The sequence below is a fragment of the Verrucosispora sp. SN26_14.1 genome, from assembly GCF_004307965.1.
Classification (GTDB): domain Bacteria; phylum Actinomycetota; class Actinomycetes; order Mycobacteriales; family Micromonosporaceae; genus Micromonospora.
In genome coordinates, this window is record NZ_SISL01000297.1 from 1 (window position 1) to 7,583 (window position 7,583).

8 protein-coding genes and 1 pseudogene are annotated in these 7,583 nt (G+C 71.8%); 5 read left to right on the forward strand and 4 right to left on the reverse strand.

Annotated features, from left to right (window positions below; all coding sequences use genetic code 11):
- From EYA84_RS22195 to EYA84_RS22205, 3 genes and pseudogenes are all read left to right on the forward strand, one after another.
- Positions 1-459 (forward strand): annotated as a pseudogene (locus EYA84_RS22195) (DUF4352 domain-containing protein); the annotation flags it as partial.
- Positions 460-568: 109 nt separating this feature from the next.
- Entirely contained in the window at positions 569-1,876 is a 1,308-nt protein-coding gene (locus tag EYA84_RS22200; protein WP_131054976.1) for a VWA domain-containing protein, read from the forward strand.
- Positions 1,876-2,679, forward strand: coding sequence for a peptidase (locus EYA84_RS22205; protein ID WP_131054977.1), 804 nt, complete (start codon positions 1,876-1,878; stop codon positions 2,677-2,679). The genes EYA84_RS22200 and EYA84_RS22205 overlap by 1 nt, the downstream gene beginning before the upstream one ends.
- Before the next feature lie 63 nt (positions 2,680-2,742).
- Here the strand turns inward: EYA84_RS22205 and EYA84_RS22210 are convergent, their stop codons facing one another.
- The 4 genes from EYA84_RS22210 to EYA84_RS22225 all read right to left on the reverse strand — a co-directional run bounded on the left by EYA84_RS22210 (position 2,743) and on the right by EYA84_RS22225 (position 6,246).
- Entirely contained in the window at positions 2,743-3,420 is a 678-nt protein-coding gene (locus tag EYA84_RS22210) for a hypothetical protein (protein WP_131054978.1), read from the reverse strand.
- 153 nt (positions 3,421-3,573) lie between these two features.
- The gene (locus EYA84_RS22215; RefSeq protein WP_236145899.1) at positions 3,574-4,983 is read right to left on the reverse strand and encodes a family 43 glycosylhydrolase; all 1,410 of its coding nucleotides are present in this window, start codon (positions 4,981-4,983) and stop codon (positions 3,574-3,576) included.
- Positions 4,984-5,308: 325 nt separating this feature from the next.
- Positions 5,309-5,743 (reverse strand): VOC family protein, encoded by a 435-nt coding sequence (locus tag EYA84_RS22220; RefSeq protein ID WP_131054980.1) that lies wholly within the window; start codon positions 5,741-5,743, stop codon positions 5,309-5,311.
- A gap of 23 nt (positions 5,744-5,766) precedes the next feature.
- On the reverse strand, positions 5,767-6,246 hold the full coding sequence (locus tag EYA84_RS22225; RefSeq protein ID WP_131054981.1) for a hypothetical protein: 480 nt from the start codon (positions 6,244-6,246) through the stop codon (positions 5,767-5,769).
- Positions 6,247-6,324: 78 nt separating this feature from the next.
- Between EYA84_RS22225 and EYA84_RS22230 the strand changes: the two genes are divergently transcribed.
- Together EYA84_RS22230 and EYA84_RS22235 are read left to right on the forward strand one after the other, a co-directional pair.
- Positions 6,325-7,008: a HEAT repeat domain-containing protein gene (locus tag EYA84_RS22230; protein ID WP_394347602.1), complete on the forward strand. Its 684-nt coding sequence runs from the start codon at positions 6,325-6,327 to the stop codon at positions 7,006-7,008.
- Positions 6,995-7,583 (forward strand): MerR family transcriptional regulator (locus EYA84_RS22235; protein WP_131054983.1); only part of this gene is annotated, 589 nt, incomplete at its 3' end. The genes EYA84_RS22230 and EYA84_RS22235, both read left to right, overlap by 14 nt.

Consider the following 7,583-nt stretch of genomic DNA (forward strand, 5'->3'; position numbering starts at 1 on the left):
GCGCCGACCGAGGCCGCGCCCCCGCCGCCGCCTCCGCCCACCAACTCGCCGCCCAGCGGCGAGACGTACAACCTGAGCATCGGCACCACCCTGGTGGTGAACGACAACGACGGCACCGTCGAGATCACCGTGACCCGGGTGCGGACCGTGAACGAGGGCTGCCGGTCGTTCGCCCCCGAGCCACGGAAGGGCCGCTACCTGATCGCCGACGTGACGGCGACGGTGACCAAGGGCACGGCCTCCATCAACCCGATCTACTTCGAGTGGGTGGCGGCCGACGGGACCACGGTCAACGGCCTGGCCGGGATCCTGGCCGGCTGCGGTGAGACCATCGGCTCCGGCAACAACCTGCCGGCCGGCACCAAGCGGGTCGGCACGGTCGTCTTCGACGTCGCCGACACCAACGGCGTGGTGGAGTACAAGCCGTTGTTCCGCTCCGCCGGTTCCTGGCGGCCGTAGCGCACGCTAGGTCGTCTGCCGGCGGTACGTCGGGCGGGCCGTGCGGGACAGCCGGCTCGCCCGACGACCGGAGTGATCGTCCTGAGTGGACGTCGCTACACTCCGCCCGGTGATCAACAAGAGATGGTCGTCAGCCGCCCTGTTGGGGCTGCTGGCGGCGACCACGCTGGCCGGCCCCGCGCCGGCCCGAGCCGACGACGACCAGGCAGAACCCGTCGCCGAGCCGCCTCGCGTCCAGTTGGTGCTGGACGTGAGCGGCTCGATGCGGGCCACCGACATCGACGGACGCAGCCGCATCTCGGTGGCGCAACAGGCGTTCGGCGAGGTGGTGGACGCCCTGCCCGACGAGACCCAGCTCGGCATCCGGGTGCTCGGGGCCACCTACAAGGGCCAGGACAAGCAGCAGGGCTGCCGGGACACCCAGCAGATCGTGCCGGTCGGTCCGGTGGACCGGACGAAGGCCAAGGCCGCCGTGGCGACACTGCGTCCGACCGGATTCACCCCGGTCGGGCTCGCCCTGCGGGAGGCCGCGAAGGACCTCGGCACCGGCACCACCGCCCGGCGGATCGTGCTGATCACCGACGGCGAGGACACCTGCGCACCGCCGGACCCCTGCCAGGTGGCCCGGGAACTCGCCGCCCAGGGCACCACGCTGGTGGTGGACACCCTCGGCCTGGCACCCGACGAGAAGGTCCGCAAGCAACTGCTCTGCATCGCCGCCGCCACGGGTGGCACGTACACGGCCGCGACAAGCGCCGACGACCTCACGGACCGGCTCAAGCAACTCGTCGACCGGGCCCGAGACACGTACGCCACCACGCCGGCCAAGGTCGACGGAACCGACGTCTGCGAGGGTGCGCCGCTGCTCTCCCCCGGCGTCTACACCGACCGGGAGACCTTCTCCGAGCACCGCTGGTACCGGGTGCCGGTCCGGACGGGACAGGAACTGCGCGCCTCGGTCAGCATCGCGCTCGACCGGCCGATCAATCCCGACCACGGCGTACTGCTGCGGGCCACCGCGGCGGACGGCCGGGAACTGGTCCGGGGCGTGGACGCCGGCAGCGGACGTACCGACGTCGTCTCGGCCGGTCTGCGCTGGTCGGCCACGGAGGACGGCGACGACGCCGAGCGCGACGAGGACGCCACCCCCGCGCCGACGGCCAGCGCCACCCCGGCGGTGACCACCGTCTGTCTGGTGGTCAGCAACATGTTCTCGCCCCGGTCGGGCACCGCGAAGGACCCCGGCATGCCGGTCGAACTGACCGTCGACGTGGTCGCCGCCTCCCCCGCTCCGGACGGGCCGGACCTGGGGCGCGGCTGGGTGCTGCTGCTCCTGCTGACCCTGGCCGGTCTGCTCACCGGGCTCGTCACCGGCCTGCTCACCCGCTGGTGGGTCGCCACCTGGAGGGAGAACTGATGCGTACCCGATCGGCAACCGTGGCCGCGCTGCTGGCCGCCGGCATCGTCCTGGCCCCGGGCGCGGCGCTGGCCGCACCCACCCCCACTCCCTCACCCGGTGCCGCCACCGTGACCAAGGCCGGCACCACGTTCCTCAGCGCCACCCCTATCGCGGCGGGTCAACCGGTGCGGGTGGGCGCCTCCACCGGCGAGTACCTCTACTGGTCGTTCCCGGCGGCGGCGGGCGAGACCCACGAGATCACCGCGACGGTCTCCCTCGCCGAGCAGCGCACCGGCACGTCGACGTGGACCGTGGAGGTCTTCGACGGCCTGCGCCGCCGCCAGGCGTGTACGGCCGGCGCGCAGACCCCGACCGCCGACTCCTCGGTGGGTACCGTGGCCCTCGGTTGCACCCTGCGGCGTGTCCGGCCCTGGGCGGAGCCGTGGTCCGCCGATCCGCTGCCCGGCACGTACTACGTGCGCCTGTCCGTGGTCGACGTGCCCGAGCCCGACCTGGGTCGTCCGATCGACGTGGACCTGCTGATCTCCGCCAGCGGGGACGCCGGCAGCGCCCCGGAGGACGGTCGGCTGGAAGCCCCGCTGGTGGCGCCGACCAACGCCGGTGCCGTGCTGAGCACGGAGCCGACGGTCGCACCGGTCGACGAGGACGACGACGGCTGGAACATCGACCTCACCGGGTGGCTCCCCGAGGCCGGTTCCCGCTGGATCTGGACCACCGCCGGTGGCGTCCTCGCCGCAGTGGCCGGCGTGGTCGGTTTCGCCCTGACCCGCCGCCCGTCCGCCCGGCGGGTCCGCGCGTGACCCCACCCGTCCGGTGACCCCGCCGGCAGGTCGCGCCCGGGCGTGACCTGCCGGCGGTTCCGATCAGCAGGCCTGGGGCGCACCGGAGTAGTGGACACCGGCGCGGCCGATCAGCGTCAGGTCGGTCAACGCGGTGTTCGCCGACCGCCGAATGTAGCAGGAGTACCGGTGCTGATTGATCACTTCGAGGTGGATGTGTGCGCCGGAGTCGCCGTTGACCTGGTAGCAGCTGGAGTAGCGGAACCGGCCGGTCTCGCCCAGCTTGGTCCACGGCCCGACAGTCGCGCCGACCACGATGCCGGCCGGCTTGTTGGCGACGTGCATGACGTCGGCGCGGGCGATGACCGCACCGAGCCGGTCGTCCCGGGCCTCCAGCCCGATGCGGTACCCGCCGTCGGCCAGGTTCCCGGTAGCGCAACCGGCCCGCACGGTGACCACGCGGACCGAGATCGGATGACCGGCGGCGCTCTTCGTGCCGAACGGCGAGACCACGGTCGCGCCGGGGTTGCGGTAGATGTCGACCGACCAGTCGTTGAGATATCCCCAGTTCGAGAAGACCCGGTGGTGGCTCGCCGGCCCGGAGAGCCCGAAGCGGTCCCAGGTGGACGCACCCTGGATAGGCGGATAGACGCTGACCGCGTCGGCCACGGCGTGCGCCTGGCCGGCACCGGCCGGGACGAGTGCCGCGCCGACGACGAGCAGACCGACGACGGCCTGACGGACCACGCTGCTGATCTTCACTGGGCCTCCTGATCCGGGCAGCCGGGTTCGCCCGACTGCCGCCGCACCGACGCACTCGTGGCGCGTCGACGTCCACAACGGAAGCGATCAATATAGATCAGTGTCGTCGGGTGGGCCACGGTCGCCGTCGAAGGCCCGTGCCAGGAAGAGGCCCTAGTCCAGGGCGAAGGTGGCCGACGCGCGCCCGGGGCCGTCCGACACGGCTTCCAGGTGCAGCAGCCCGTCGCGGTGCCGGACGTACTGGCCGGGGAAGTTCACCGCCTCCAGCGACACCTTCGCCGCGTCGGCGAGCCCGGCCCGGCGGGTGAACGTGGCGTCCTGCCGGAACAGGGTGGAGCCGTCGCTGCGCTCCACCCAGAGCTGGTGGTTACGGTGCCGCAGGTAGTAGCCGGGATAGTTGGTCGACTCCAACGAGATCGCCGACGGGTCGGACAGACCGGCGACGATCCGGAACTGCGAGTCGGCCAGGACGGCGACGTTCGGCTCCAACCGCACCCGGAACTCCCAGTGCCGGATGTAGCGGTCCGGCAGGTCGTGCGCGCGCAACCGCACCGGGCTGAGGCCGTCCGGCACCGGTACGCCGAAGTTCGGCGTACCGTCGGCGTTCCAGTAGACCCGCTGGAGCCGGGTATGCCGGTTCGGGTCGGTCAGCGGGTCGTAGCCGTTGCCGAGGTACCGCTCGTAGTTGCGGGAGTGGTAGACGATCACGTCGCTGCCGTCCTCGGCCACGGTGAACGAGTTGTGCCCCGGACCCCACTGACCCGTCCGGGCGTCGCTGGCCAGCACCGGCGTGGACCACTTGCTCCACGACGCCGGATTGAGCAGGTCACTGGTGGCCGAGGCGGTGAGCAGCCCGACCGCGTAACTGGCGTCGGTGGCGCTGGCCGAATACGTCATGAACACCCGCCCGTTGCGGATCAGCACCGCCGGCCCCTCGTTGACCCGGTACCCCCGGGTCTCCCAGGCGTGCGTGGGGGTGGCGATCAGGGCCGGGGTGCCCGCGTACGTCCACGGGTTGGTGGCACGGGCCAGGTAGATGTTCGAGTTGCTACCGGCGTACTCGGCCCAGGCCAGATAGCGGACTCCGTTGTGGACGAACGTGGTGGCGTCGAGCGAGAAGCCGCTGCGGGCCGGTTGGAGCTGTCCACGTTCCACCCACGGCCCGTCCAACGGGTTCGCCGCACTGCTCTCCAGCACGTACGGCCGAATGGCCCAGATGTCGTCGGTGCGGCCGGCGGCGAAGTAGACGTACCACTTGCCGCCGATGAAGTGGATCTCGGGAGCCCAGATGTGGGCGCCCATCTCGCCGCTGGCGTGCTTGCGCCAGATCACCCGCTCGGCGGCGGTGGCCAGTCCCTGGAGCGTGGTGGCACGGCGCAGCACGATCCGGTCGTACTCCGGGACGGTGGCGGTGAAGTAGTAGTACCCGTCGGTGTGCCGGTAGACGTGCGGGTCGGCACGCTGCTCGGCCAGTGGATTGGTGAAGGTGACCGGGGCGGCCTGCGCCGGCACCGCCCCCACCGCCACCACGGCGCCTCCCGCCAACACCAGGACCGCCGCCATCGCCACGACCCTGCGGACACTGCGCCGCACCATAGCCCCGCCCTTCCACCACGACAGGAACACCGCCACCGCATTGATAGCGCTAACAATCACCACCGTCAAGAGAACGTCATCTATACGAAACCCCACCGCAGCACACCGCCCCCCACACGCCCCCACCTCACGCCCCCCCCCACGCGTTGATCAAGAGGTTTGCGCCGACGACGGCACCCCGGAGCGACCAAAACCTCTTGATCAACGCGGCGGCGGGAACTTGAGGTCAACGCGGAAGCGCTGGTCTTCGCTCGCCGCGCGCACCCGGAGTACCCGAAACTGCCTGAACCGGTCAGTCGAGGCAGAACTCGTTGCCCTCGACGTCCTGCATCACGAGGCAGGACTCGTTGAAGCCGTCGGATTCCAGCAGCCGGACCCGGGTGCCGCCGAGCGCGACCAGCCGCGCGCCCTCGGCTTCGAGCGCGGCCACGCGTTCCGCACCGACGAGCCCGGTGGCGGCCCGCACGTCGAGGTGCAGCCGGTTCTTGACCACCTTGCCCTCGGGTACGCGCTGGAAGAACAGTCTCGGACCCGCGCCGGTCGGGTCGACGCAGGCGAATGCCGCGCCCTGCCGCTCGGGCGGCAACGCGCGAGTGAACTCCGCCCAGTCAGCGAAGCCCTCCGGTGGCGGCGGCACCACGTATCCCAGCACCTCGCACCAGAAACGGGCGACACGCTCGGGTTCTGCACAGTCGAAGGTCACCTGGACCTGCTTCACGGATGCCATCGACCCACCATAGGGGTAGTTCCTCAGGCCGGGGGCCCGCCCTGCAGCAGGCGCGCGATCCGCTCGTACTCGGCGGCCATCTCGGGGGTGGCCAGGAAGTCGTCGAGGTCGGCGGAGACCTGGTGGTCGACCTCCTCGACGGAGCGGAGCGCCAGCTCGTAGAGCTCGTCGCGCTGCCCGGTCTCCAGGTACGTCGTCCAGTGTTCGAGCGCGATCAGGGCGATGAGCAGGTCCGGGTCCATGTCGCCGTCGGTGAGGGCACCCTCCTCGATCCGCGTGATCAGCGCACGTGACGTGGCGGCGTCGGCCGTCCCGACGGTCTTCCGGGCGAGCGCGAACGCCGCCGCGGCGTCCTCGTCCAGTTCCCCGTCGGCGGCGACGTCGACCAGTCCCTCGTCGCGTACGAGGCGGGCCACCGTCTCGACGCCGAACACCCGGAGTTCGTCCTCCCCGGCCGTGTCCACGAGCCGACGGATCGCTGTTTCGAGCTGGTCGTATCGCACCACGGCAGTCTAGGGAACAGGTGAGACTTGACCCTGTCACGGTGTCAAGGTCTTCACTGGTGGTCGGAGGTGGTTCCCATCGACTCGACCGACCAGCCCACACCCGACGCACGAGTGGTCGGCGCGTTGTCCGCCGACGACCCGTCGAGGCGGCTCAACGCGGCCCTGGCCCTCGGTACGCACCCGCATCCCGGTGCCGTGGACGTACTCGTGGCGCGCGGCGGGGTCGAACCGGACTTCTTCGTGCGCGACATGCTCACCTGGGCGCTGACCCGGCTGCCGTCGGAGGTCACGGTGCCGAGGCTGCTGGCGGAGCTCGACTCCACCCATGCCCAGGCCCGCAGTCAGGCGCTGCACAGCCTGTCCAAGATCAGGGACCGGAGCGTCTGGCCGGCGATCACGACCGCGTTGCTGCGCGACGCCGACGACACGGTGGCGCGGACCGCCTGGCGAACGGCCGTCGTGCTCGTACCCGACGCGGAGCGGTCGGCACTGGCCACGGAGCTGGCCACGCAGTTCGGTCGCGGGGACCGGGAGGTCCAGCTCAGTCTGAGCCAGGCCCTCGTCGAGCTGGCCGACGTGGTCGAGCCGGTCCTGGCGGCGGCGGCCACCCACCGGGACCCGGCGGTACGGGCGCACGCGCGCGCCACCGAACGCCTGCTGCTCGACCCGGAGGCCGGATTCGACCTCGCCGTGCACGAGGCGAGACGGGTCGCGGCGCTCGGCCCGGACCGGGAGGAGACACCCGGTGCTGATCGGTGAGGTGGCACGACGGTCGGGGGTGAGCGCCCGGATGCTCCGGCACTATGACGCGCTCGGGCTGGTCCGTCCCACCGGTCGCACCGTGGGCGGCTTCCGGGAGTACACCCCGGAGAACGTCCGGCGGATCTTCCACGTGGAAGGGCTGCGCTCGCTGGGGCTGTCGCTGCGGGAGATCGGTCGTACCCTCGACGACCCCGGCTTCACCCCGGCGGCGCTGGTCGGCGACCTCATCCGGCGGACCGAGGAGCGGCTGCACCGGGAGCGTGAGCTGCTCGACCGGCTCCGCACGGTCGATGCCGCCGGGCCCGCCGACTGGCCGGAGGTGGCGCGTCTGATCGAACTGCTGCACGGTCTCGGATCGGGCAGTGCCGCGCGCCGCCAGCAGGCGGTCCTCGTCGAGCACGAGTCGGCCCCCACCGAGTTGCTGGCCGAGGCGGTGCTCGGCGAGTCCGATCCGCACGTCGCCGGGGCGCTGCGGTGGGCTCTCGCGCGGGCGGCCGGTGCCGGTGTGGCCCGGGTGGCGTCCGGCCTGACCTCGGGTGACGCCGAGGTGCGGCGGCGCGCGGTCCGGGCGC